This window comes from Laceyella putida (assembly GCF_042665195.1).
GTDB lineage: Bacteria > Bacillota > Bacilli > Thermoactinomycetales > Thermoactinomycetaceae > Laceyella > Laceyella putida.
Genome location: NZ_JBHTBW010000050.1, coordinates 1 through 22303, shown reverse-complemented (window position 1 = coordinate 22303; position 22303 = coordinate 1). Strand labels below are relative to the sequence as shown.

General features: G+C 51.1%; 26 protein-coding genes and 1 pseudogene. 15 read left to right on the top strand and 12 right to left on the bottom strand.

Annotated features, from left to right (window positions below; all coding sequences use genetic code 11):
• A complete protein-coding gene (locus ACFQNG_RS15385; protein WP_379866394.1) occupies positions 1-786 on the top strand; it encodes an ABC transporter permease in 786 nt (261 codons plus the stop codon).
• A 1-nt stretch (position 787) separates the two neighbouring features.
• Complete coding sequence (locus tag ACFQNG_RS15380; RefSeq protein WP_379866368.1) at positions 788-1573, top strand: ABC transporter permease; 786 nt, start codon at positions 788-790, stop codon at positions 1571-1573.
• Here the strand turns inward: ACFQNG_RS15380 and crcB are convergent.
• Genes crcB through gerPC form a run of 3 tightly spaced genes read right to left on the bottom strand, consistent with a single transcriptional unit; the run spans position 1570 to position 2681 of the window.
• A complete protein-coding gene (gene crcB / locus ACFQNG_RS15375; RefSeq protein ID WP_379866367.1) occupies positions 1570-1944 on the bottom strand; it encodes a fluoride efflux transporter CrcB in 375 nt (124 codons plus the stop codon). The genes ACFQNG_RS15380 and crcB overlap by 4 nt on opposite strands.
• Complete coding sequence (locus tag ACFQNG_RS15370) at positions 1938-2294, bottom strand: fluoride efflux transporter FluC (RefSeq protein ID WP_379866365.1); 357 nt, start codon at positions 2292-2294, stop codon at positions 1938-1940. The genes crcB and ACFQNG_RS15370 overlap by 7 nt, the downstream gene beginning before the upstream one ends.
• 57 nt (positions 2295-2351) lie before the next feature.
• Positions 2352-2681 (bottom strand): spore germination protein GerPC, encoded by a 330-nt coding sequence (gene gerPC, locus ACFQNG_RS15365; protein WP_379866364.1) that lies wholly within the window; start codon positions 2679-2681, stop codon positions 2352-2354.
• Positions 2682-2828: 147 nt separating this feature from the next.
• Between gerPC and ACFQNG_RS15360 the strand changes: the two genes are divergently transcribed.
• The 5 genes from ACFQNG_RS15360 to ACFQNG_RS15340 are packed head-to-tail and all read left to right on the top strand — an operon-like array spanning position 2829 to position 5913.
• Positions 2829-3281 (top strand): Hsp20/alpha crystallin family protein, encoded by a 453-nt coding sequence (locus ACFQNG_RS15360; protein WP_379866363.1) that lies wholly within the window; start codon positions 2829-2831, stop codon positions 3279-3281.
• A gap of 1 nt (position 3282) precedes the next feature.
• A complete protein-coding gene (locus ACFQNG_RS15355) occupies positions 3283-3498 on the top strand; it encodes a spore germination protein (protein WP_379866362.1) in 216 nt (71 codons plus the stop codon).
• The gene (locus ACFQNG_RS15350; RefSeq protein WP_379866361.1) at positions 3449-3823 is read left to right on the top strand and encodes a hypothetical protein; all 375 of its coding nucleotides are present in this window, start codon (positions 3449-3451) and stop codon (positions 3821-3823) included. The genes ACFQNG_RS15355 and ACFQNG_RS15350 overlap by 50 nt, the downstream gene beginning before the upstream one ends.
• Before the next feature lie 58 nt (positions 3824-3881).
• Positions 3882-4562: a response regulator transcription factor gene (locus tag ACFQNG_RS15345; RefSeq protein WP_379866359.1), complete on the top strand. Its 681-nt coding sequence runs from the start codon at positions 3882-3884 to the stop codon at positions 4560-4562.
• On the top strand, positions 4543-5913 hold the full coding sequence (locus tag ACFQNG_RS15340) for a sensor histidine kinase (protein ID WP_379866358.1): 1371 nt from the start codon (positions 4543-4545) through the stop codon (positions 5911-5913). The genes ACFQNG_RS15345 and ACFQNG_RS15340 overlap by 20 nt, the downstream gene beginning before the upstream one ends.
• 318 nt (positions 5914-6231) lie before the next feature.
• Here ACFQNG_RS15340 and manA read toward each other — a convergent pair whose 3' ends face one another.
• The 4 genes and pseudogenes from manA to ACFQNG_RS15320 all read right to left on the bottom strand — a co-directional run bounded on the left by manA (position 6232) and on the right by ACFQNG_RS15320 (position 11457).
• The gene (manA, locus tag ACFQNG_RS15335; RefSeq protein ID WP_379866356.1) at positions 6232-7182 is read right to left on the bottom strand and encodes a mannose-6-phosphate isomerase, class I; all 951 of its coding nucleotides are present in this window, start codon (positions 7180-7182) and stop codon (positions 6232-6234) included.
• A 48-nt stretch (positions 7183-7230) separates the two neighbouring features.
• Entirely contained in the window at positions 7231-7683 is a 453-nt protein-coding gene (locus ACFQNG_RS15330; RefSeq protein WP_379866355.1) for a PTS sugar transporter subunit IIA, read from the bottom strand.
• Between the two features lie 258 nt (positions 7684-7941).
• Positions 7942-9354, bottom strand: a pseudogene (locus ACFQNG_RS15325) (PTS fructose transporter subunit IIC); the annotation flags it as partial.
• 171 nt (positions 9355-9525) lie between these two features.
• A complete protein-coding gene (locus tag ACFQNG_RS15320) occupies positions 9526-11457 on the bottom strand; it encodes a BglG family transcription antiterminator (protein WP_379866353.1) in 1932 nt (643 codons plus the stop codon).
• A gap of 226 nt (positions 11458-11683) precedes the next feature.
• On the opposite strand from ACFQNG_RS15320, the gene bcp reads away from it, so the two are divergent.
• The 4 genes from bcp (at position 11684) to nth (ending at position 14957) form a co-directional block, all read left to right on the top strand.
• Positions 11684-12151 carry a thioredoxin-dependent thiol peroxidase gene (gene bcp, locus ACFQNG_RS15315; RefSeq protein WP_379866352.1) on the top strand — a complete coding sequence of 156 codons (468 nt, stop codon included), beginning with the start codon at positions 11684-11686 and terminating at the stop codon, positions 12149-12151.
• 97 nt (positions 12152-12248) lie between these two features.
• On the top strand, positions 12249-13031 hold the full coding sequence (locus tag ACFQNG_RS15310) for a class I SAM-dependent methyltransferase (RefSeq protein ID WP_379866393.1): 783 nt from the start codon (positions 12249-12251) through the stop codon (positions 13029-13031).
• Between the two features lie 55 nt (positions 13032-13086).
• Positions 13087-14040: a D-2-hydroxyacid dehydrogenase gene (locus tag ACFQNG_RS15305; protein ID WP_379866351.1), complete on the top strand. Its 954-nt coding sequence runs from the start codon at positions 13087-13089 to the stop codon at positions 14038-14040.
• A gap of 257 nt (positions 14041-14297) precedes the next feature.
• Entirely contained in the window at positions 14298-14957 is a 660-nt protein-coding gene (gene nth / locus ACFQNG_RS15300; RefSeq protein ID WP_379866349.1) for an endonuclease III, read from the top strand.
• 77 nt (positions 14958-15034) lie between these two features.
• On the opposite strand, the gene ACFQNG_RS15295 is transcribed toward nth, so the two are convergent.
• Positions 15035-15673 carry a LysE family translocator gene (locus tag ACFQNG_RS15295; protein WP_379866347.1) on the bottom strand — a complete coding sequence of 213 codons (639 nt, stop codon included), beginning with the start codon at positions 15671-15673 and terminating at the stop codon, positions 15035-15037.
• Positions 15674-16117: 444 nt separating this feature from the next.
• On the opposite strand from ACFQNG_RS15295, the gene ACFQNG_RS15290 reads away from it, so the two are divergent.
• The 3 genes from ACFQNG_RS15290 to ACFQNG_RS15280 all read left to right on the top strand — a co-directional run bounded on the left by ACFQNG_RS15290 (position 16118) and on the right by ACFQNG_RS15280 (position 18395).
• Entirely contained in the window at positions 16118-16426 is a 309-nt protein-coding gene (locus ACFQNG_RS15290; protein WP_379866346.1) for a magnetosome magnetite crystal formation protein family, read from the top strand.
• A 250-nt stretch (positions 16427-16676) separates the two neighbouring features.
• Positions 16677-17141: a thiol-disulfide oxidoreductase DCC family protein gene (locus ACFQNG_RS15285; RefSeq protein ID WP_379866344.1), complete on the top strand. Its 465-nt coding sequence runs from the start codon at positions 16677-16679 to the stop codon at positions 17139-17141.
• 186 nt (positions 17142-17327) lie between these two features.
• A complete protein-coding gene (locus ACFQNG_RS15280) occupies positions 17328-18395 on the top strand; it encodes an undecaprenyldiphospho-muramoylpentapeptide beta-N-acetylglucosaminyltransferase (RefSeq protein WP_379866342.1) in 1068 nt (355 codons plus the stop codon).
• Between the two features lie 49 nt (positions 18396-18444).
• Here the strand turns inward: ACFQNG_RS15280 and ACFQNG_RS15275 are convergent, their stop codons facing one another.
• Positions 18445-18849, bottom strand: coding sequence for a DUF4383 domain-containing protein (locus ACFQNG_RS15275; RefSeq protein ID WP_379866340.1), 405 nt, complete (start codon positions 18847-18849; stop codon positions 18445-18447).
• Positions 18850-19116: 267 nt separating this feature from the next.
• On the opposite strand from ACFQNG_RS15275, the gene perR reads away from it, so the two are divergent.
• A complete protein-coding gene (gene perR / locus ACFQNG_RS15270) occupies positions 19117-19554 on the top strand; it encodes a peroxide-responsive transcriptional repressor PerR (protein ID WP_379866338.1) in 438 nt (145 codons plus the stop codon).
• 31 nt (positions 19555-19585) lie between these two features.
• Here perR and ACFQNG_RS15265 read toward each other — a convergent pair whose 3' ends face one another.
• The 3 genes from ACFQNG_RS15265 to ACFQNG_RS15255 all read right to left on the bottom strand — a co-directional run bounded on the left by ACFQNG_RS15265 (position 19586) and on the right by ACFQNG_RS15255 (position 22089).
• Positions 19586-20986, bottom strand: coding sequence for an AMP-binding protein (locus ACFQNG_RS15265; RefSeq protein ID WP_379866336.1), 1401 nt, complete (start codon positions 20984-20986; stop codon positions 19586-19588).
• 126 nt (positions 20987-21112) lie between these two features.
• The gene (locus ACFQNG_RS15260) at positions 21113-21445 is read right to left on the bottom strand and encodes a DUF2614 family zinc ribbon-containing protein (RefSeq protein WP_379866334.1); all 333 of its coding nucleotides are present in this window, start codon (positions 21443-21445) and stop codon (positions 21113-21115) included.
• Positions 21446-21573: 128 nt separating this feature from the next.
• Complete coding sequence (locus tag ACFQNG_RS15255) at positions 21574-22089, bottom strand: hypothetical protein (protein ID WP_379866332.1); 516 nt, start codon at positions 22087-22089, stop codon at positions 21574-21576.
• Between the last annotated feature and the right edge of the window lie 214 nt (positions 22090-22303).

The following is a 22303-nucleotide window of genomic DNA, read 5'->3' as shown; positions in this document are numbered from 1 at the left end:
ATGTATCTCGAGGTCATCCGCATCCGCTTTTTGATGATGTTGGCTTACCGCGTGAATTATTACAGCGGGATCGTGATTTACAGCATCAATATTGGCGTCTATTATTTTCTGTGGATGTCGATCTACGGGAACAAGCCGTCCCTTCAGGGAATGACTGCGGTGCAGATGGCCACGTATATCGCGGTTTCCTGGATGGCCCGCGCTTTTTATTTCAATAACTTGGATCGGGAGATCGCGCAGGAAATCCGGGATGGCACGGTGGCGATCCAATTGATTCGCCCCTATCATTATCTCATCGTCAAGGCGTTCCAGGGGTTGGGAGAAGGGGTTTTCCGCCTGTTGTTGTTCAGCGTGCCGGGCATGGTGGTGGTTTCGCTTATTTTTCCCTTGGAACTTCCCGGATGGTCGTGGGATTGGATGAAATTTGCCCTCAGCTTGTTGCTCGGCTTTATCGTCAATGTGGAAGTAAACTTGTTGACGGGCGTGTTGGCCTTTTTTATCTTGAATAACCAAGGGATGATCTGGGCGAAACGCATGATTGTCGACTTGTTGTCCGGTTTGACGATCCCGATTTCCTTTTTTCCGGGATGGGCGCAGGCGGTTCTCAGCTATCTGCCATTCCAAGCGATTAGTTATCTGCCAAGCATGGTGCTCGTTAAAGGGCTCTCAGGGGATGCGTTTTGGCATGCGCTCTTGGTGCAAGTGGTTTGGTGTTTCCTTTTGGCGATTCCCGTGCAATTCATCTGGCTGAAAGCGCGCAAAACCTTGATTGTACAGGGGGGCTAACATGTTTCATCTCCAATTGCTAATAGAGTATTTCAAACAATATATGAAGACGAGAATGGCTTACCGCGGCGACTTTCTCGTGCAATTCATCAGCAATTTCTTTTACCAAGCGTTGAATTTGATTTTTATCCTCGTCGTGTTTCAACATACCCGGAGCTTAAGCGGCTGGGGGCAATATGAAGTGATCTTCATCTATGGGTACTTCTTGATTCCGTGGGCGATCTTCTCTTCCTTTCTAAATCTGTGGGATTTTAATGATCGTTATATTATCAAGGGGGAGTTGGATCGCGTCTTAACGCGCCCGGTGCATAGTCTGGTGCAAGTGATCATGGAGACGATGACCCCCGAATCGCTGATAGGCGTGTTGACGGGAGTCATCGTGATGGGGTTTGCCGGATGGCATCTCGATCTGACCTGGACTTGGTTCGATCTTGTGTTGCTCCTTCTCTTCACGGCGGGAAGCGTGCTCATCTATGCGGGGATTTATATTACGTTGACCAGCATCAGCCTTTATACCGATTCCAAATCGGATATCCAGCCGATCATCTATAATATCGGGAACTATGGCCGTTACCCGACCAATATTTACCACCGGGTGATTCAGTTCGCGTTGACCTGGGTGTTGCCGTTTGCGTTTGTCGGATTCTATCCGGCCAGTTATCTGTTGGATCATGGCGAGTGGAAGGTGTATGCTTTATTGACCCCGGTGGTTGGGTTGATTTACTTGGGAATAGGGGTCTTTTGCTGGAACCGCGGCATTAAGCACTACCGTGGAGCCGGTAATTAACGCATCAGCGCATAGCCTGTCCAGCAGGCCAAGAGACCGATTGCACCGCTAAGCGAGAGATAAAGCATGGCGGTCAATCGGTTTTTTGTCTGCCATAGTGTCAGCCATTCAACGGCAAAGGTGGAAAAGGTCGTATAGCCTCCAAGGAATCCGGTGGTGAGCGGATGGCTGTGGGCCAAAGCTGAGGAGATGGAACCGGCCTGGAAAGAGCCAAGCAAGATGCCCATCACGAAACTCCCGGTCACATTGACGGTGAATGTGGCCCATGGGAAGAGGCGCGGTGAACAACGGGCTTTGATCCATTCGCTGACCCAATATCGGAAGACGGCCCCCAAGCTGCCGCCAAGCCCGATGGTCAGAGCCGTCAGCACGCGCTTCGCCCCTTTCCGGCCAGGGCTCCCAACCAGGCGCACCCCAGGCCGCCAAGCATGGAGAGACTCCCATAACCGATCGCCCAAGGGAAGGGAAGGCTCAACCATTCCGCACTAAAGGTGGAAAAAGTGGTAAACGATCCGATGAGTCCTGTACCCAGTCCAAGCCGGACTTGGGGATGGAGGGACAACCCGCTTGCATGGGTCAAGAGCCCGAGGCCGAATGAACCGATGAGGTTCACCATCAAGGTGTCCCATGGGAAAAGATAGGCGGGGTACCAACAGGAAACGGCATATCGCAACAGGGTGCCGATGAAACCGCCAACAGCTACCGCGATGATGGATTGCATCTGATGTTCCTCCTTCTTGATCCATGCCATAATCATAGAGGAAAGGCAAGAGAAGAATCAATGCCCGGAAGAGGGATCCTGCCCATCTTCTTCATCTTCTATGACAATTTGGGAAGCGTCCTGTTGCTTGACCGCCTTTTCAATGATTTCTCCGACGCCCAATTCCTCGCCGGTTGCGGTCAACCCGATGTTTAACGTTCCGCTTAAGGTATCCACATGCAATTCATGGATTTTGTATTCAATTTTATCTATATGAATGGGTGTTAGCTGTTTCACCTGATGTTGAAGCGTTTCGTTCTCCGTCGCCAGCTCTTGCACCTTGTTTTCCAATTTGTTAATCCGTTCCCAAAGCAACCGCAGGATGTGGTCAGGATTATATCCGTACAAAAGAGGTCCCTCCTCTTGGCTCTTGATAAAGTATATGGGGGCTGTACAACGAATCATGCAACCTTTTGTGACAAGAAGGGAGCGGAGTGCATAGAATATGGGCAACTGCGGAGTGAAGCGAGGCGGATGTAAAGGAGGGGCTGTCTCTTGAAAAGCCAACTTGCCAATAAAGGGTGGAACCAACTGGCGCGCCAGTTCCTGGGAGATGACTTTTTCGAAGACATCCTGGCGGCGGCGGAGGAACATAAAGGGCCGGTGGCGGATGTGTACCACGGGAAGAACGAAGTCATTGTGGTAGTGGATCTGCCGGGAATGGAGAATATCCAGTCGCTGGAGATGAAAGTGGAGGATAACACCTTATGGCTGACCGGGCGTTTTCCGTCTCCTTATAACGGATATCGGTTGGCGCATGCCGAACGGAGCCAGGGGGAATTTCAAAAAATGATCCCCCTGGGCGCCCCTGTTTCGAAGAATTATACGAGTGCGCGCTACCGCCGGGGCGTCCTGGAAATTCGCTTCAACAAACTTGCCAGCAAAAAAGGGAGCACCAAGTTGCGCATAAAGGAGCAGGGACATAAAAAACGCGAGGAGGAGACTTAACTTGGGAACCATCAACAACATATTCAACGTAAAGGTCAACAGCGTTTCAAGTGCGTCTTCCGTGAACTTCGGCAGCACCATCAATATCGGCGCCGAGGCATTGACCAAATCTCTCGGGGGATCGGCGCCAATTGGTGATTTTCCGCGCAACATCGACGTGGAACGCAATGTTTATCTGGATCCTGATTTCTTTGATGGAAGTGCTAGGGGTGCTTAACATCTGCATCAAAGCGATTAAAATCAACAGCTTATCCGAAGCGTCTTCGCTCAATGTCGGCACGACATTCAATTTGGTCACGACTGGGCGCGATGTGGAGGAATCCGAGCGGTTGCCTGAACCACGTCCGGGTGAACCGCGTCGTCCGGAAGTACCACGTCCCGTTAGGCCCGAGCCTGGTCCCGTTAGGCCCGAGCCTGGGACCGTCGGTCCACCCGCCACACCGCAACCGGGGACCAGCCTATCAGACTCAAGTGAGGCTTCGCCACAGGCCCATTCCCCTTCCAAACCGACTTCTTCCGATCTCCCCCCACCATCGGCATAGACAGGGTATAATGAAGGGAATAAACAGAATAGAGCACGGAAGAGGGTGGGAGGGCAGGATGGACAAAAAGGTGTTGCTGATCGAAGACGAAGGGAATATCGCCCGTTTTCTCCAGTTGGAGCTGGAGTACGAAGGCTATCGGGTGACAGTTGCGACGACGGGGAGAGCGGCTCTTAAAGCATGGGAAGAAGGGCAATGGGACTTGATCATTTTGGATGTGATGTTGCCCGATTTGAGCGGGATGGAAATCTGCCGCCGCATCCGCGCTCAAAGCAAAGTGCCTATTGTGATGTTGACGGCGCGTGATACGGTTCCGGACCGGGTGGGCGGATTGGATGCGGGAGCGGATGATTATCTCACAAAGCCGTTCGCGATTGAGGAGCTCTTGGCGCGCATGAGGGCGATTGAACGGCGCCAAACGCAATGGGCGCAAGAGACGACGAAGCTTACGATTCCGCCGCTTACCGTTTGTTTGGAAGAACGGACAGCGACGGTCGCGGGGCATGAATTGAAGCTGACGACGCGCGAGTTTGATTTGCTCGCTTATTTGATGCAAAACAAAAATCATGTGTTAACCCGCGAAATGATCCTGAACAAAGTATGGGGGTATTCATACACGGGAGACACCAACGTGGTCGATGTTTATATCCGTTATTTGCGCGTGAAGTTGGAACAAGTGGGATGCCATGATTTTATCGAGACCGTCAGAGGGGTAGGCTATGTGGTTCGGGAACATTAAAATGCCCATTCGTTGGCGCTTGTCCCTGTTGTCAACAGTTGGATTGATTGGCATCCTCGTCTTGTTTCACATGTTCGTATATGTCGCGCTGAAAAATTGGTTGATTCATACAGAAGAAGCTGTGCTCCAAAGCAAGTTGGTATCCATCAAGCGAGTCCATGAACAAAAGGAATTGTCGGAACTGCCCCATTCCGTTTGGTTGCCATCGCTGATTGAGAAAGGACAAGCGGTGCGGATCTTGATTGGGGGCAAGACCCGCGGGTTGGTGAACAAAGGGATTTCATCGCATGTGTTTTTGCGTGAAGGACAAGCGGTTCCCAAGCGGGTTCTGACGCAAATGGGCAAGAAAAGCGTCCTCATCCTGACGATGCCCATCGAAAAGGGGACGGGGCGAATCGAATTGTACACGGACTTTTCTTCAACCACCAAATACGTGAAAATGGTTCTTGGCGTCCTGATCATCGCCTCCATCGCGTTATTGTTGTTTGTGATGATGGGCGGTTATCTGATGAGCACCATCGCCTTCCGTCCGGTGACACGGATTACCTATGCCGTTCAAAAGTTTGATCCGGCGCAACCGACGCATCGTTTGGAGATTCCGGCGACGGGGGACGAGATTGCGCTGTTGTCCCGCGTTTTCAATTCATTGCTGGATCGCATTTATGCCAGCATGCAGAAGCAAAACCAGTTTGTCAGCGATGTGTCCCATGAATTGCGCACTCCGATTGCGGTGGTGCGGGGCTACCTGGACTTGTTGCGGCGATGGGGGCTCAGCAAGCCGGAAGTCGCGGAAGAAGCGTTGGCGACGATGGATCAGGAATTGGGCCGAGTGGAGAAATTGACTGAGCGGTTGCTCCGGCTGGCTCGATTTGAATTGGATGAGCATGCGGGTGAATTGGAAACATTTGAGCTTACCACTGTCGTGTGGGAGCGGGTCAAACGGTGGCGGCACGTTCATCGCACCTTGACGCTCCAATACGATGAGCCCGGTCATGAGATCGCCTTTACCGGATTAAAGGCGGACATTGAGGAGCTTTTGGACATTTTGCTGGATAATGCCGGAAAATACACAGAAGCCGGAGGGTTGATCAAAGTCGCTTGCGCCCGAGACAAAGAGTGGATTGAAATCAGTGTGCGGGATACGGGGCAGGGGATTCCCCCCGAAGAATTGCCGCATGTGTTTGAACGGTTTTATCGGGCGAAGAAACAAATTGCGCAAACAGGGAGTGGGCTGGGTCTTTCGATCGCGCAGAAAATCGTGGAGAAAGCGCAAGGGAAGCTGGAAGTGAAAAGCAAACTGGGCTTGGGAACGAAAGTGATTGTACGTTTGCCCGCACAAGGGGGCAGGTGAGCGGTGATTTGGTAGAATCATCTAAATTTGGCTCTGTGTTTCTAATCTATTTTTAATCTTATTCTTATAATCATCTCACTCAACTCTTTTAATATGGAAATACATCATTATTAACAGAAATGAAAGGGTTGAGCGAGATGAAAATCTTTGCCGAAATCCTAATCGTGATGTTGGTTGTGCCGGTATGGGGGATTAAAGCGATCTGCTCGATCCAGAGTTTGCAGGGGTTATTGAAGTATTTTTTTTAAAGATAAAAGCTAACCCGTCTCCAAGTGAGACGGGTTTTTGCTTCGTCCATTTCAGCTTGATCGTGACCGCTCATGGATGGGAAGCGATGGCGGTGATGGAACCTTCCAAGGTGAACGAACCAAATCCATGGGGCAGAATGAGATGATCCCCTCGCTTGAGGGCATGGGTATCCGACCCGGTTTTCAACGATCCTTCGCCGTCGATGACACTGATCAGCAGAAAGGGATGGGATTGGATCAGCTCCAGTGATTCACGCACGTCCCATTTGTATACGGTGAAATATTCCGTTCGCACATAGGTGGTGACTGTGCCGCCAGCCTGTTCATCGACAAGGGGGGCAAACGGGGCGGGTTGATGCGGGATGGTGGTTACGTCAATCGCTTTGTCGATATGCAACTTCCGTTTGTTGCCTTGGTCATCGGTCCGGTCGTAATCATAGACGCGGTAAGTGGTATCTGAACTTTGTTGTGTTTCCAAGACCAATGTTCCCGCCCCCAAGGCGTGGATGGTACCGCTCGGAACGTAGAAGAAGTCGCCTGGCTTTACGGGCACGCGGGTCAACAATTGATCCCACTCTCCCCGTTCGATCAGCCCGACCAGTTCGGGTTTGGTTTGGGCCGTATGGCCAAAAATGATTTCCGCGCCCTCTTCGCAGTCGATCAGGTACCAGCATTCCGATTTGCCGCGTTCCCCGTTTTCGTTTGCATGGGCATAGCGGTCATCCGGATGGACCTGCACCGAGAGATCGGCTTCGGCATGCAAGATTTTCGTCAGCAATGGGAAGGTGTCCGCCGGATGATGGCCAAACAACTCGCGATGCCGTTCCCACAGTTCACCCAGGCTGAGATTCGCGTATGGCCCGTTAAGGACGGTGCTTTGACCGTGGGGATGGGCCGAGATGCCCCAACATTCGCCGGTGCGGTCGGACGGGATCTCGTAATTGAAACGGGTTTGCAGCAATGTGCCGCCCCATATGCGTTCCTTGAATACGGGCTTGAGGAAAATGGGGGTGGTTTCCATGTGAATCACTCCTTTTAAAAGGGGAGAGAGGAAACGAGTTCCTCCCGGTTATACATCGGCAAGCAGTTGCAGCACTTCCTCTTTATTTGTCGCCGCCAGCAACTGGGCGCGGAAGGTTTCGTCAATCAGTTTGACGGCCAGCAGTTGCAGAATTTTCAGATGTTCGTTGCCCGCTTGGCTTTCCGGCACGGCGATCATAAAGACGATCTTCACATCTTCTTCGTCTTGCCCGTCCCACTTGAGGCCGCTTGGTTTGATGCCCACGGCGACGCGTGGGGTGCGAACTGCATCGGACTTGCCATGGGGTATCGCGATTCCGAACCCGATGCCCGTATGTCCTTGGGCTTCGCGGGCTTCAATCGCTTGGGCAAAGGCGTTGCGATCCGCCAAGGCACCTGCTTGATGCAGCAGATCGATCATTTCGCTGATCACTTCTGCTTTACGCTCCCCGCCCAGTTGGAGTTGAATCAATTCTTCATCAATCAGTTGTACCAATTGCATAGGTTTTTCGCTCCTCTGATTATGGGTTGGAACAATGAAGGCGGATTGTGAGTCTTCGTTCCTTGGTCGCATCAAAGGGAAGGTTCTCCGTTTCCGAACTGCGGCGCGGGTCTGTTCTCGTGAGCTTGAGGGCACATTTGTTGTCGCTGTCGCTCGTTCTTAACGAAGCTTGATTAAATGCTCCCAGTAGCGAAGCTTTCAACCACAGGGTACAGACAAAACCGCCTTCCTTTTAATGTCTAATTGACACTATTGCTTGGAAACCGGCTTTTTCAGCAAATTGACTAAGAATGCGGTCACGATGACACCGATGATCACCGCAACGAAGAACATGGGGATATGGCCGACCGCGTTGAACAGGACGACAATCGGGCCACCATGCGGCACATTGTCCGTCACTCCGCTCAACATGGCGATGACGGAAGCTACCATCGAGCCGATCATGATGCTTGGAATCACGCGGAGCGGATCGCGGGAGGCAAACGGAATCGCCCCTTCCGTAATGCCGACTAGTCCCATGGCCAGTGCGGCTTTACCCGCTTCCAGTTCTTCCGGGAGGTATTTGTTTTTGTTGAACAAGGTGGCCAATCCCATTCCCAATGGAGGAACGCAGATGGCCGTTGCCAACGCACCCATGATAAACGTCTGTCCTTCGCCAATCATGGCCGCGCCGAAAAGGAAAGCCACTTTGTTAACCGGACCACCCATATCAAACGCGATCATCGCGCCCAAAATCAGCGCGAGCACGATTTTACTCGCCCCTTGCATGCTGTTGAGCCAAGCGGTTAATCCTTCCATGATTGCGGAAATCGGAGAACCGATCACATAGATGAAGATGAGCCCGACGATCAGCGAAGTGACCAACGGGATGATGAGAATGGGCATAATCGGTTGAATCGCTTTGGGCACAGGGAGGCGTTTGATCGCTTTGGCGAGATAACCGGCCAAGAAACCAGCGATGATGCCGCCGATAAACCCTGCCCCCGCTTCACTGCCGTAAAAGCTTCCGTTGGCGGCAATGTAACCGCCAATCATGCCGGGTGCGAGCCCTGGACGGTCAGCGATGCTCATTGCGATATATCCCGCCAAGACCGGCACCATAAAGGTGAAGCCCGTCTCCCCGATTTTAAGGATATGGTGCCAGAAGGTGCCTTCAGGAACGACGAACCCTTTGGCCGTCGGTGTGCCGCCGAGGCCGAGCGCCAAGGCGATCAACAGTCCCCCGATCACCACAAAAGGAATCATATAGGAGACGCCATTCATCAGATCGCGGTAGAGCGGCTTTTGCTTGGCCGTTTGTTTGGCGGAAGCCTGCCCGTCCGCTGTCGCTTCGGTTGGAACTGTGTTGGCTTTCCCTTGATAGACAGGAACTTCCCCTGCTCGGAAACGTTCCAGCAAGGCTTCCGTTTTGTGAATCGCATCGGCCACCCCGCATTCCAATACGGGTTTTCCCTGGAAACGCTCTTTGTCGACGTCTTTGTCGGCGGCGATGAGAATGCCGTCCGCCTCCCGGATTTCTTCCGGTGTCAGCGCATTTTCAATCCCGATGGAGCCTTGGGTTTCTACTTTGATTTCAATGTTTAATGCCGCCGCCGTTTTCTTTAATTTCTCGGCGGCGATATAAGTGTGGGCGATCCCTGCCGGACAGGCAGTCACTGCAAGAATATTCACCGTCAGTCCCTCCTCTGAGATAGGATTTGGTTGGTTGTCGATAAAGGCGGATTGTGACGATTTCTTCCTCCGTTCTTAACGAAGCTTGATTAACAGCTCCCAGTAACGAAGCTTTCACCCACAGAAACCGCCTTTCATTTTTATAAAAAATGGATAAATACCGATCGTCTTTTATACTAAAGTGGATAGCCATGTTTGCGGGTCGGGTGCGCGCATGAGCCGCTCGATGGTGGCAGGGCTTTCCACCAAGGCCACGATTTCGGCAAACAAGCGTTCAGCCCTCTCCTTTTCCGATAACTTGACGGCCGGCATGAACACGAGACGAACCGTCTCATCCCCCCAAACAATCGGTTGGTTCAGTCGGGCCACGCACACGGCGGAATGGTGAATGTGATCGATTGTCCCATGCGGGATCGCGATGCCGCCTCCGATATAGGTGCTGGATAACCGTTCCCGCGCGATGGCACTGGCCGGGTACGCTTTATCCACAACCCCCTGCTCCACCAGATGTTGCCCCATCGCTTGGATGAGTTCGTCGGGATGTTCCGCCGCAAGATCAAGCAGAACCAAGTGCGGCGCGATGAACGAATGCAACGTGGGAAAAGCCGTTTCCGCCAAGGGGGGCTCCTTGATCGCCCGTAGTCTGTCCGCCACTTTCCGTTGGTCCGCCTCCGGGAAGAAAGGCGACACGGTGATATGGGGAACGGCAAGTTCATTCAGGGGAATCGTACTGATCAACAAGTCGGGTTGATGTTGCGCCAGCGCGCGTTGCAACTGGGACATCGGCACTGAACCGAGTAACAGCAGGTCTGGAAAAGCCCGCCGGATTTTGGTTGCGAGCAATTGGGAAGTGCCCACTCCTGTGGTACAGACGATCAGGATCCGTACCTGTGCCCGATCCACCGGTTGGCATCGTTCCAATGCCGCTTGGATATGGAGTGTCAGATACCCGATTTCATCCTCGGACACTTGTCCGCCCACCACGGGTTCCAGTGTGATCGTGGCGGCGCAGACCATTTCAAACGTATAGCGGTAAGTCTGTTTGATTTCGTCCAGGATCGGATTGGTTAAGCGCAGTTGATGCCGCAGCCGATGAATGGCCGAGGGCAAATGGATCGCCAGCCCCAGAAACAGTTCCTTGTCTTGGGACAGGGGCAATTGCGCCATCTGGGCGACTCGCTCGATGAGTGACTCTGCCATGCGAATCGCTTCCGGGTCCAATTGGCTCAGCGTCGCATCCAAGGGAGCGTCTTGCGGTGGCGTATAATGCACTTTTGCTCCCAGAAGATGCAAGGTCATGTAAGCGATTTCCGTTTCCGGTATGGCGAGGGCCAGCTTTTTCCCAAACTTGCGGGCGACTTCTTCCACCAAGGGATATTCCGTTTTCTGCCGGAGTTGTTGCAATTCCGCGGCGGGCATGTGGACTTCGTGTCCTTGTTGAATCCGGATGAGGGCAAGAACCAGATGAGTGCATAAACGAAGGAAAGATTCATCCGTGAACTGAACATGAAGTCGCCGCTCCCAAGTGCGAACCGCATGCCGTACCAACGCATATTCATAAGGATGGGTCGAGTCAAGTTGCGTTGTCTGTCCGATGAGTTTCACGAGCAAGGCCCGCTTGTTCCGTTCCGAACCCCTGACGGTCAGCCCTTTGTGGGGTTGTTTGTCCAGTTGGAGGCCATAGGCGGCCAATTCTTGCTCCACTTCGCTCAAATCGTGACGAATCGTGGCTTTGCTTACATACAACTGTTCGGACAACTGTTGAATCGTGATCGGACGGGATTGCTTCAACAGCGCTTGCGTGATCCACCGTTTGCGCTTAGCCGGATCAAGGATGGATTCTGAAGTTGAAACGCTTTCAATTTGCCGGATATAAAAATGGAGCATGTCGCGCTCGCGTTCCGTCGCTTCCAGCTTCACGCCTATCCCGGGCTGGCGCAGCAAGATGGCGGAAGTCGTCTGTTTGAGCCAATTGTCCAGTTGTTTCAGGTCATTGCGTATCGTTTTTTCCGATACGCCCAACCGTTCAGCCAATTGCTGTGTCGTAGTAAACGACTCCAAGGAGAGCAATGTCGCCAATAGTTGTTTTTTACGTTGTTCCATCACCTTCACCGCCACAACAGACAACCACCCTATCGGGGTTCTGTCATTCATTATATAATTCTTATTCTACATTAAAGTATAGATTTGTTACCGGATCATTGCGGAAATGATTGATTTCCCTCATCTCCCTGGGGTTTCAAAGGGAAAAGGGAGAAGGGTTTTTGGTTTTCTGGCACGGATAATGGTAGAATGAGATCAATCACAATGGAATGGTGGAGGTGTCATCATGTTGCAAGTCGGCGATCAAGCGATCGATTTTACCTTGGACGCAACCAACGGGAAAAAAGTTTCTTTATCTGATTTCCGCGGCAAAAACGTCGTGCTTTTCTTTTATCCCAAAGACAATACCCCGGGCTGTACGATGGAGGCTTGCGGGTTCCGTGATAAACATGCTGAATTTGTGGAGCTGGACACGGTCGTATTGGGCATCAGCCGCGATTCGATCGCTTCGCATGAGAAGTTTATCAAAAAACATGACCTGCCCTTCTTGCTGTTGAGCGATCCCGATGGGGAAGTTTGCACGAAATATGATGTGTTGCAGGAGAAAAACATGTTTGGCAAAAAAGCGATCGGCATTGTGAGATCCACGTTTGTCATCGACCGTGACGGCAAGCTGGCCAAAGTTGATTACAAGGTGAAAGTGGCGGGCCACGTGGAAGAAGTGTTAGCCTTTGTCCGCGAACAACTACAGTAAGGTGGACCGAGAGAAGCGGTTTTCTTGGTGGCGCAAGAGAGGCTGGCGACCAGGAAAGCCGCTTCAGACTTCAGGGAAGGACTGAAAGGTGAGAGTGATGGAGCATTATACATATGATTTGCCCGATTACTACGATTGGACGTCGACGGGATTGGAACGGGATACGACGTATTATGTCGAGTTGGCGAAAGCGTGTGGCGGACCGGTATTGGAACTGGGCTGCGGGACGGGAAGAGTCAGCTTGGCGATTGCCCGCGCGGGAATTCCGGTCGTCGGTGTGGACAATTCGGCGGCCATGCTGGAGCGGGCCAAACAGAAAGCGGAGATGATCGGCCTGTCCAAGCAGGTGGAATGGATTGAAGAAGACATGTCCCGCTTGGAACTGAAGCGGCAATTCCCGCTCATTATCATTCCCTACCGTTCGTTTCTGCACCTTTTGACCGTAAGCGAGCAAGTGGAGACGCTCAAACGGGTGCGACGTTATCTGACCGATGAGGGCTTGTTTGCTTTTAATGTTTTTGTGCCAAGGCTGTGGGATTTGATCGAGAAGGACAGCAAAATGGCTTATTGCGGGGCGTTTCCTGTGCCGGGGACACAGGAATTGATTGAAGTGAACGATTATACAGAATATGATCATTTCCGCCAGACGGCCCACATCATTCGTTACATGGAGCGCTACGATAAGGATGGGCGCCAACTGGAGCGCATTCGCACCCAGTTTCAACTGCGCTATCTCTTTCCGACGGAGTGCAATCATCTGTTGACACTGTGCGGCTTTCGGGTGGTGAACCGCTACGGGACTTTTCACCGCAGCCCGTTTGACGAATTCAGCGAAGAATTGATTATCGAAGCGGTGAAGCGGCATGTGAGTAACGGTTGAATCGGTGTCAAAAGGCAAAAATGAATGAAAATCGTCCAGGATGGGGAGGGCTCCTATGGTACACATTGTATCCACAGCCAAGATGAGTGCGAAGCATAAACAAGCGTTAACAACAACTTATCCACAAGCCCGCTTCTCTTTTTTCGAAAACATTTCCCAAGCGGCTTCCACCTTGCCTGAAGCCGAAGTGTTAATCACCTATGGGGAAGACCTTGATCCTAGCATCATCGCTCAGTGTTCCCGTCTGCGCTGGATTCATGTGATTAGCGCCGGATTGGAGCTGCTGCCCATGGAGGCGATCGCCGGGCGGGGCATTCGGGTGACCAATGCCAAGGGCATCCATGCGACGCCGATGTCGGAATACGTGATGGCCGTGATGCTGCAAGTGACCCGCCGGACAGATCAACTGCGGACCCTGCAACGGGAGAAACGGTGGGATCGCAGCATCCGCGTCGGAGAACTGGCCGGACAGACCTTGCTCGTGATCGGCGCGGGAGCGATTGGACAAGCGATTGCTCAGAAAGCCCAAGCGTTTGCCATGACCACGGTCGGAGTCAATACCGATGGCCGGGAGACACCGCACTTTGACCGGATGGCAAACCTGCGTGAGATGCGCACCGTGTTGGGAGAAGCCGATTTTATCGTCGTGGCGGTTCCGCTAACAAAGGTCACGGTGAAGCTGATCGGCCGTGAAGAGCTGACAGCGATGAAACCGACCGCCACCTTGATCAATATCGCCCGCGGGGCCGTGGTGGACGAGGAAGCATTAATCCACGCGCTTCAAGAAAGAACCATCGCCCGGGCCGTGTTGGACGTCTTCGAGCAAGAGCCTTTGCCAACCGGGCATCCCTTCTGGGAGATGGACAATGTCATCCTTACCCCGCATCTTTCCGGCAGATCGCCGCACTATATGACCCGGGCCTTGGAGATTTTTCGTCATAATTTATATGTATTCTTAAAAGGGACCGGCTCGTATAAGAATGAGATTGATCTGCGGAAAGGCTATTGACCTCATGGTATAATAAAAGATGTTTTAGGATAGTGACAAATCCGGCAGAGGAAGATTTTTGCCTGTACCCTGTGGGCGAAAGCTTCGTTACTGGGAGCTACTTTCCGATAATGACCATGGAACGCGGACTCAAAAATCGACTCCGGGGCCACTTTGGTGCAAGCTCAGATGTTTTTAGAAGTCGTCCACAAGCGGAGCCCTGCCATGGCAGGAAGTTGATAATAGATGTTAACTAAGATGAGGGAGGAGGGAGAACCATGAAGCCAAAACCGAAACGAGTCCCCACCAGAAAGATTTTGGACATCTTGGCGGAGATGTATCCGGATGCGCACTGCGAGCTGGATTACCGCAATCCTTTTGAATTATTGATCGCCACCATCCTGTCCGCGCAATCGACGGATCGTCAAGTGAACAAAGTGACCGCGGGGCTCTTCGCCAAATTCCCCACCCCCGCCTCGTTCCTCACCTTGAGCGAAGAGGAACTGGCCGAGCATATCCGAGGCTTGGGCCTGTTTCGCAATAAAAGCAAAAACATCTTGAAAACATGCGAGATCTTGGTGGAGAAGTATGGTGGAGAAGTGCCGCAAGACCGGGCCCAACTGGAGGCGTTGCCCGGCGTCGGACGCAAAACGGCCAATGTCGTGTTAAGCAACGCTTTCGGCATCCCGGCCCTGGCGGTCGACACCCACGTCCAACGCGTCGCCAACCGCTTGGCCCTTGCCGACAGCGAGAATGTGCTCGAAACTGAACGCCAACTGATGAAACGCGTCCCCCGCGCCGAGTGGACCGACACCCATCACCGCATTATCTGGCATGGCCGCCGCATCTGCAGCGCGCGCAACCCCAAGTGCCACATGTGCGATCTGCATCCCCACTGCTGGTATGGGAAACAAGCGGAGCCGGTGAAGAAGGGGTAAATGAATAGCCGGAGATGGAAAAAAGGCTGGCAAGTGAAACCTTGTCAGCCTTTTTTGTTGAGCCCCGCTTCGCGGGGTTACAAAAATTGCTGAGCGCCATCCATAAACACTTTGACCGCAAAATAGAGGAATAACAGGGCAGAGCCGAGTGAAAACGTGCGAACGAGCTTTGGTCCAGCCACGCTCCCGCCCCAACTGGTCAGGATGGCCAAGAATAACGACCAGAGCTGTCCGGCCAGAAAAAAACCGGCAAAAAAGAGGAACAGGGCCATTTCAGTCTGATCCTTGTTGGTGGCCGCGATCACACTGCCACCGACGGCCGCAAACCACAAAATTGAGGAGGGGGAGGATAAGGCGAGGACCACTCCTTGCATGAAGGCGGAGCGGGAAGAAGGCGAAGCGACAGAAGGGGGCTCGTCCGAAACCGGATGTTTCGCTACAAAAGCCTCCCGGATCATGCGCACACACAAGACCAATAAGATCGTCGATCCACCCAGCCATACCAGCAACCGCACCCATTTGTATTGAAGGAGCGCGGCCATGCCGGCGGTGGAGAGGAGCGCATACACCAGATCCCCCACACCGGAACCGAACCCGATCCAGAGCGCCAACCACATTCCGTGTTGCATGCCAGTGCGCATGATGGCGATATTGACGGTTCCCAGATCCAAGCATAAGGAGAGAGACAAGGCGAAACCAGCAAAAAACATATTCATCGTTGTACCTCGCAATGATGTATTTGGTTGATGATTCAAATGGATAATTGAATTGTAACCATGCTGGATCGTTTATGTAAACGCTGAAGATCATCCTTCATCATCGCTTGCCAAGTCGCAGGGCAAACCATATGTTTTACGCGTTTGGGTTTCGGAGAGTCCTTGGGTTGGCTCTGTAAAAATAAAACCTAAGCAGTCGGCATAGACTATCAATGCCTTCGCTCAACACCGTCGTTGAGCTCAATGCCCGCGGTTTTTCAGCGGGGATTATCTATTATAAGAACAAAACAATGTTTTATCGAAGGATTAATAACTGAAAAATATCCCGTCATTTTAGGCTGTTTTATTTGATCTCAAACAAAAATAGCGTAACAATGTTTCGTTTTTGGTGGGTTGGGTATATCATAGGTGTAGCGGTTCATTATGATTTGGGAGGAATCAACATTGCACGGTAAATGGTTGAAGGTGTTGGTCCATGCGAGCACATGGTTTGCACCGGTTTTGTGTCCGATCATTGTTTATCTCATCGCCTCAGATCGTGATGTGAAACGGATTTCCTTACAAGCGTTGTTATTCCATGTGATCATTGGGGCGTTCATCTGGATTTCCAGCATCCTGTCATTTGTGATCATCGGCATCCCATTCTTGATCATTTTTGGCTTGATGGCGATTATTTGCCCGATCAAGGGGATTTTGCGGGCGCTCAACGAACAGGAATATCACTATCCCTTTACCCGTTGGGCTGTAAAATGAGATTGCTTTTGATCATGGGAAACCGTTGGCCTCTTGGAGACGTGAATCACACACGTGGCCGAGGTCATCTTCTCCAGGTGGCAGTGGATTTGGTCTTGCTTAAATATGAATGGTTCGCCCTTTTCGGAGGTCATCCGGGAAGGGCTTTGTTGTATGATGGAATTAAGGAAAAGTTAAGCTTTCTGCCCCTGTTTTTGTAAGAAAATAAAGGTGCAACGAAGTTGGGCGAAAAACGTGGGGAGGCGTTCGCATGACTCAGACTGATCTCGGTGCACATCCCATCATTTTTTTTGATGGCGAGTGCAATTTTTGCAATGGGCGGATTAACTGGATTTTAGAGAAGGACAAAGAGGGGATTTTTCGATTTGCCTCGTTGCAGTCGCCTTTTGCTGAAGAGGCCTTTCGGCAGTCGCCGTTGGGACCCGTTTCCCTTGATACGATGGTGTTGTATGAAGATGGTGCATGGTACAGCCGGTCGACGGCGGTGTTGCGTATTTGCAAACGCTTGCCAGGTAAGTGGAAATGGCTTTCCCTGTTCCTTTACATCCCACGGCCGATCTGGGATTTGGGGTATCGCTGGTTTGCGGCCAACCGCTATCGGTTTTTTGGCAAAGCGGAAAGCTGCATGATCCCGACTCCTGAAGTGCGGGCGCGGTTTTTAGAGTTTGCGGGGAGCCAAACGCAAGTCAGTCGAAGTGAACGTCAGTCCATTTAGAAAGAGAATGCCAGATTCTTCACGATTTCTTCATCATACCCCCTCTGTTGATCAAATATCTTTCTTCGCTGGAAAGACGGATGAAAAATGCTCTTCATCTTGTCATATACTTTTCGATAAAGATTCTTTTAAAACTGATAAAATGAATGTTGATATTGAAATGTTGGATTGAAGAGGTGGAGTGGGATGAAGAAAAAGATAATCTTTACGGGCGGGGGGACGGCAGGTCACGTAACAGTCAATTTGGCTTTGATTCCCAAGTTTGCCCAAGATGGCTGGGAGATTAAATATATCGGATCCGAAAATGGGATTGAAAAGCAACTGGTGGCGCGGTTGGATCATGTTCCCTATGCCGGTATCGCCACGGGGAAGCTGCGGCGCTACTTTGACTGGAATAACTTTAAAGACCCGTTTCGTGTGATTAAAGGGATTTTTCAAGCATATAGCCTGATCAAACGGGAAAAGCCAAACATCCTTTTTTCCAAAGGGGGATTCGTCTCCGTTCCGGTGGTGCTCGCGGCCTGGTTGAATCGGGTGCCCGTCATCATTCATGAATCGGATATTACTCCCGGGTTGGCCAATAAGATTGCGATGCCCTTTGCGACCCGGATTTGCACGACGTTTCCCGAGACGACAAAGGGGCTGGATAAGAAGAAGGCGGTGTATGTTGGCGCCATCATTCGCGATGAGCTGAAACGGGGAAATCGTGAACGGGGATTGGCTTTCTGTGGGTTTCAAGCGGATAAACCGGTTCTGTTGATCATGGGGGGAAGCTTGGGATCGCAGAAAATCAACCAAGTTGTGCGACAAAACCTGGATAGTTTAATGCGGTATTTCCAAATCGTGCATCTGTGCGGCAAAGGGCAAGTGGACGAAACCTTGGATCAACCCGGTTATAAGCAGTTTGAGTACATAAATGAAGAATTGGCCGATGTGATGGCCATGGCGGACATGGTGATTTCCCGTGCCGGGTCCAATTCCATTTTTGAATTTTTGTATTTGAAAAAGCCGATGTTGCTCATTCCTCTTTCCCGTGCCGCCAGTCGCGGTGACCAGATTTTGAATGCGGAGTCGTTCCGCAAGATGGGTTACTGTGAAGTGTTGCAGGAGGAGGAGATTTCAACGAAGACCTTCTTGCAAAAAGTGGCCGATGTCTTTAATAACCGTGACCGCTATATTGCGGAGATGTCAAAAAGCAATTCCGACGAGACGATGAATCAAGTGATTGAAATGATTAAGCAACTAGCCAAATAGACCAACCAATTAAGAAGCAGCCCGGTCCATTTTCCGAGCTGCTTCGTTTTTATGGGTTTTCGTCCCGCGACTGCACTTGTTCTTGCGGTTCTTCCACCGCAGGGGCTTTGGGGGCGGTTCCAACTTTTACTCCCACATAAAGTGAAACGATGCCCGCCAAGAAATGGATGGTGTTCACTACCGGGGTGGATTCCACCAAGCCAAACAGATCATCTGTGAATAACCCCAGGATCGCGGCCAGCAAATAGATTCCACCAAAGCCTCGGGCCGTCCAGCGGCTGGCTCGCTCATGATGGCTTACAGCGAGGAAAGCGCCTCCGCTGATCAGATGAATCAAGTTATGTGGGAGAGTCAGATGGAGCCAATCATGCAAGGCAACCGTTTCAGGGACAAAAAAACCTCCTGCTCCTATGGCGACCAGCACTCCGCCGATCGCCTGCATCCAACATTTCATTTAGCATACTCCTCCTTTTTCGTAACATGGTACATGTATATGTCCCAAAAGTAGACAAGATCACTAGGTAAGGGGGAGAAAAATTTCCATTGTGGGCAGGGGATGGGGGAAGGAGATTATGTTGATTATAAAGAAGAGATTCTAAGCAGAGGCAACGGAGAGGCATCGCTTGGATTGACAAATTGGTTCGGCTCACCGTAGACTATTTATATATATTATTAATTGATAATCGTTATCTGAAACGGCGGCATTAGTGAGGTGTATACAATGATCAACAACCGCCTGTCACAAGCTGTGGAGATGTTGAAGGGGATTGGCGTTCGGATGACACCGCAACGTCATGCCATTTTAAATTATCTTTATTCGTCGATGGGTCATCCCACAGCGGACGAGATTTACAAAGCCCTTGAAGGCGATTTTCCCAATATGAGCGTAGCGACGGTATATAATAATTTACGTGTATTCAAAGAGGCGGGTCTTGTACGGGAATTAACCTATGGTGACGCCTCCAGCCGTTTTGATGCCAATATGATGGACCATTATCATGTGATCTGTCGGGACTGCGGGAAAATCACCGACTTTGATCATCCGCCATTATTCTTGGTGGAACAAAAAGCAGCTCAATCAACTGGATATCAAGTGGAATCGCATCGCATGGAATTTTACGGGATATGTCCGGATTGTCAATCCCGTCAGACACAATAAAGGGAACCCTGCTATCTGCGAGCAGGGTTTTTTATTTGGTCAGATTCAGCGGTTGGGTGGTGTCCGTTTCCTGCTCCGTATGGGCGAGTTTGCGTCCCTGTAACTGAAGTTGGCCGTCGCGGGTATAAGTGGCGAGATCGCCAGTATGGATCCAGCCATAGCGAATTCTTTTTTCGGTTAAGCTCTCATTGTTGTAATAGCCGACGGCCGTGCTGGGGGATTTGACCAGCAGTTCGCCATCCGGGAGCAACCGCGCTTCCACTTGGGGAAGCAATTGGAAAGTGGTGGGATCGGTATGATAACTGTATTGGCGAGCGATGGTGTAACCGGCTTCCGTTGTGCCGTAAAGGGACACTAGGGGCAATCCCATATGGCCGAAAAAGGTATGGAGTGATTGGTCGACAGGGTCTCCACTGCTCAAGATCAAGCGTAGTCGACCGCCTAATCGTCGATGGAGCGTTGAAAAAGAGAGAAGATGGGCCCAAGCGTAACCGAAACGCCAGCGAACGGGTATGGGCGTATTTTGTCCTTTGAGTCGATAGCGATGGTACTTGGTTGCCAGATGAACCGCGTGGTTATAAGCCAACTTGCGCCAAGGAGCTCGTCTGACATGTTGCAACAACTGTTGTTGGATGTGCTGAATGATGGATGGCGCAGTGATGAGAAGCGTGGGTTTGTGCATATGCACTTGCTGCATGGGCGGGTCCGTTCCCTCCGCAATCGTGATGGAGGCGCCTGAGCCAAGCGGCAACAAAAATCCGGTTAACCGGGCATAGAGATGGGATACGGGAGCGATGGTCAGGATGTCGTCTTCCTGATGATAGGGATGAAGATAGGAAATGCCATCCAAACTGTGCAGAAGTTGCGCATGGGACAGCATGACCGCTTTGTGTTCCCCTGTCGTTCCGCGCGTAAATTGAATCGTGGCCAAATCAGACGGCTGGACGGCGGGATAAGCCCAATCCAACTCCTCTAAGGCAATGGTTTGTCCAAGTTGAATAACCGTATCAAATTGCAAGGCTTTGTACGAAGAGGAAGGAAGCCCTCCCAATTGAATCACATGCCGAACGTGGCTTGGGGGTTGCGACATGTGCGAATGGGGAGATGGGCCGATGATCACAATCTCCGCTTCTGCATGCCTTATCCACTGACTCCATTTTTGTTCGGTCGCTTCCGGAGAGAGAGGTACCGTAACGCCGCCCAGACTCATGATGGCAAAGTCGCAAATGATCCAGTGAGGGTGGTTTTCGGCAATGATGGCTACTTTGGTGCCTTGTCTGACGCCAAGCCGTTCCAAACCAAATGCAATATCACGGATCATGTTCCATACCCTTTGATAGGTGAACGCTTGTTCCTTATAGCGAATCGCTACTTTCTCAGGGTGTCTTTTTACTGTAAGGGCCAACATTTCTACTAAATTGTGTGGTTTCAACTTGGAGCGCCCTCCTTTCAGTTCTGTAAATATTTACCTATATTATAGTCGTTTGACGGATAAAACAGAAGAGTGCGAATCGGTCGATTGCTTATTGGGGATGCGGGCAAAAGGAAGAAGCCTTCCTCACTCGGAAGACTTCGCATCTGTGTTTGGTGGCGCAGGTGCATCTTTGGGATCAATGGATAACACGGCTTTGCAATGCATGCATTGATCACGTTTCCCCAATACTTTGGTGTAGCGGCCACAAACGGGGCAGGTCACCTGGGGCGCTTGGGTCGATAAGATGCCGATCCAAAAGTAGATTCCCACGCTCGTTAATACGAACAAGATGCCTAAGATGAAGAATAAGGCCATCAAACTTTTAAACAAAAAGCCGATATACATGACCCCGATCCCGACAAAGATCAGGAGCAGAGCAAATGTACGGATTTTATTTAATTTTCCTGACAGGAGCATAATAGGTCTCCTCCGTGAAGCCATAGTTTGTTCAATCAAAATGATTTTATCATGATTTGATTTTTGACCGCAATGAACGGGCCAATAAAAAAAAGCCGCTTGAGGCCTGATTCCGGTCCCTTGTTTCCTTATCTCCGGTGTCGGGGCATACGGGTGCGCGTCCGATATTTATGGGGATTGGGAGAAGTGGCCGCCTTGGGAACATGTGGGCTGTATACGGTACCCGCAAAAGAGAGCGGCAATTTCAAATCAACTTGTTCAATGGCATCAGAATGGATGGTTGCCGTTACGGTATAGGTGACCTGCGCATGATTCTCTGAGATTTGATCGATAAAGTAGAGGAATGCGGATGAGGTTGAGGCAATGGATCCGCAGCCCAGCGTTTCGCGTAACCGATACAGCTCTTTGTTGACTTGCGATGTCCGGCTTGTTCTGTAAATTCTTGTCTCCAGCTCAAACGGATGGGGCACCTCGTTATATAGGAGAAATTCCCCTTTTAATTCAACCGTTTCTCCGCGTTTTAATTCAGCAAATTCAATGCGGGCCACTTCCACTTCGGCATCTGAAGTAACGGTGCGCAGTACGACATCCCCGCTTTTGGTGTTTTGCATCACCGCTTGAAAGTCACGTACCTGTATGGGCATGTTCGCACCTCCTGTGTTTTTATCATGATATTCAAGAAAGGTCTTATCGTTTAAAGGCGGAAACCTATTCTGATCAAAATGGGTGTTTTGGCATTTTGGATGGAATGATAAATTTTTTATAAAAAAGTGTTGACTGGGAAATGATAAGGTGTTAAGATCATATTTGTCGCCGCAATCGAGCGGTGAGCTGAATAAAATGAAGTGTTCCTTGAAA

What these genes read in the sequence shown, in the direction of transcription:
- ACFQNG_RS15385 (WP_379866394.1), top strand. Translation starts at nt 1, where the DNA reads ATGTATCTCGAGGTCATCCGCATCCGCTTTTTGATGATGTTGGCTTAC.
- ACFQNG_RS15380 (WP_379866368.1), top strand. Translation starts at nt 788, where the DNA reads ATGTTTCATCTCCAATTGCTAATAGAGTATTTCAAACAATATATGAAG.
- ACFQNG_RS15370 (WP_379866365.1), bottom strand. Translation starts at nt 2,294, where the DNA reads ATGCAATCCATCATCGCGGTAGCTGTTGGCGGTTTCATCGGCACCCTG.
- ACFQNG_RS15350 (WP_379866361.1), top strand. Translation starts at nt 3,449, where the DNA reads ATGTTTATCTGGATCCTGATTTCTTTGATGGAAGTGCTAGGGGTGCTT.
- ACFQNG_RS15345 (WP_379866359.1), top strand. Translation starts at nt 3,882, where the DNA reads ATGGACAAAAAGGTGTTGCTGATCGAAGACGAAGGGAATATCGCCCGT.
- ACFQNG_RS15340 (WP_379866358.1), top strand. Translation starts at nt 4,543, where the DNA reads ATGTGGTTCGGGAACATTAAAATGCCCATTCGTTGGCGCTTGTCCCTG.
- manA (WP_379866356.1), bottom strand. Translation starts at nt 7,182, where the DNA reads ATGGAAACCACCCCCATTTTCCTCAAGCCCGTATTCAAGGAACGCATA.
- ACFQNG_RS15330 (WP_379866355.1), bottom strand. Translation starts at nt 7,683, where the DNA reads ATGCAATTGGTACAACTGATTGATGAAGAATTGATTCAACTCCAACTG.
- ACFQNG_RS15320 (WP_379866353.1), bottom strand. Translation starts at nt 11,457, where the DNA reads ATGGAACAACGTAAAAAACAACTATTGGCGACATTGCTCTCCTTGGAG.
- bcp (WP_379866352.1), top strand. Translation starts at nt 11,684, where the DNA reads ATGTTGCAAGTCGGCGATCAAGCGATCGATTTTACCTTGGACGCAACC.
- ACFQNG_RS15310 (WP_379866393.1), top strand. Translation starts at nt 12,249, where the DNA reads ATGGAGCATTATACATATGATTTGCCCGATTACTACGATTGGACGTCG.
- ACFQNG_RS15305 (WP_379866351.1), top strand. Translation starts at nt 13,087, where the DNA reads ATGGTACACATTGTATCCACAGCCAAGATGAGTGCGAAGCATAAACAA.
- nth (WP_379866349.1), top strand. Translation starts at nt 14,298, where the DNA reads ATGAAGCCAAAACCGAAACGAGTCCCCACCAGAAAGATTTTGGACATC.
- ACFQNG_RS15295 (WP_379866347.1), bottom strand. Translation starts at nt 15,673, where the DNA reads ATGAATATGTTTTTTGCTGGTTTCGCCTTGTCTCTCTCCTTATGCTTG.
- ACFQNG_RS15285 (WP_379866344.1), top strand. Translation starts at nt 16,677, where the DNA reads ATGACTCAGACTGATCTCGGTGCACATCCCATCATTTTTTTTGATGGC.
- ACFQNG_RS15280 (WP_379866342.1), top strand. Translation starts at nt 17,328, where the DNA reads ATGAAGAAAAAGATAATCTTTACGGGCGGGGGGACGGCAGGTCACGTA.
- ACFQNG_RS15275 (WP_379866340.1), bottom strand. Translation starts at nt 18,849, where the DNA reads ATGAAATGTTGGATGCAGGCGATCGGCGGAGTGCTGGTCGCCATAGGA.
- perR (WP_379866338.1), top strand. Translation starts at nt 19,117, where the DNA reads ATGATCAACAACCGCCTGTCACAAGCTGTGGAGATGTTGAAGGGGATT.
- ACFQNG_RS15260 (WP_379866334.1), bottom strand. Translation starts at nt 21,445, where the DNA reads ATGCTCCTGTCAGGAAAATTAAATAAAATCCGTACATTTGCTCTGCTC.
- ACFQNG_RS15255 (WP_379866332.1), bottom strand. Translation starts at nt 22,089, where the DNA reads ATGCCCATACAGGTACGTGACTTTCAAGCGGTGATGCAAAACACCAAA.